Origin of the sequence: Deinococcus pimensis DSM 21231, assembly GCF_000519345.1 — a bacterium.
Classification (GTDB): Bacteria; Deinococcota; Deinococci; order Deinococcales; family Deinococcaceae; genus Deinococcus_A; species Deinococcus_A pimensis.
Genome location: NZ_KI912625.1, coordinates 32,115 through 32,597, shown reverse-complemented (window position 1 = coordinate 32,597; position 483 = coordinate 32,115). Strand labels below are relative to the sequence as shown.

1 protein-coding gene is annotated in these 483 nt (G+C 64.0%); it reads right to left on the bottom strand.

The genetic code is table 11. From position 1 onward, the window contains the following. Positions 1 to 248: 248 nt before the first annotated feature. Positions 249 to 483 (bottom strand): hypothetical protein (locus DEIPI_RS42365; RefSeq protein ID WP_211238231.1); only part of this gene is annotated, 235 nt, incomplete at its 5' end.

Below are 483 nucleotides of genomic sequence, written 5' to 3'. Positions count from 1 at the left end.
AGGTTTCGTCCACCCGGGGCGCGTCGCGTGACCTTCCTCACTGCCCACCTCAGCGGTCCGACCACCACGAAAAAAGCAGCCTTCCGGCTGCTGATGACGACATTATACCCCGGTATGCACGCCAGGGCAAGCTATACGGATGGACCGAACGCCACCAGCCCCACCCCACCCCGGACGCCAAAACGAAGAAAGCGGCCCTCTCGGCCGCTGATAAAGACAGGATACAGCGGTATTCAATGAGAAGCAAGCTATGCAGGGCAGGTCCGCGGCTCCTCCTGGACGTCCTCCGTCGCGAGAGGCTCCTCCGAGGAAGCCGCCACGTCCTCGTCGCCCTCGTCGTCCTCGCCCTGCCACGTGATCCCCATCCATTCGCTCATCCATTCGGCGACCTCACGTCCGTGGGGGGACCGACGCCCCATCAGGCCCGAGGTGATCGCCTGAGCCACCCAGGTCCCATGGATTTCCTCGAAGACCTCCACCCCA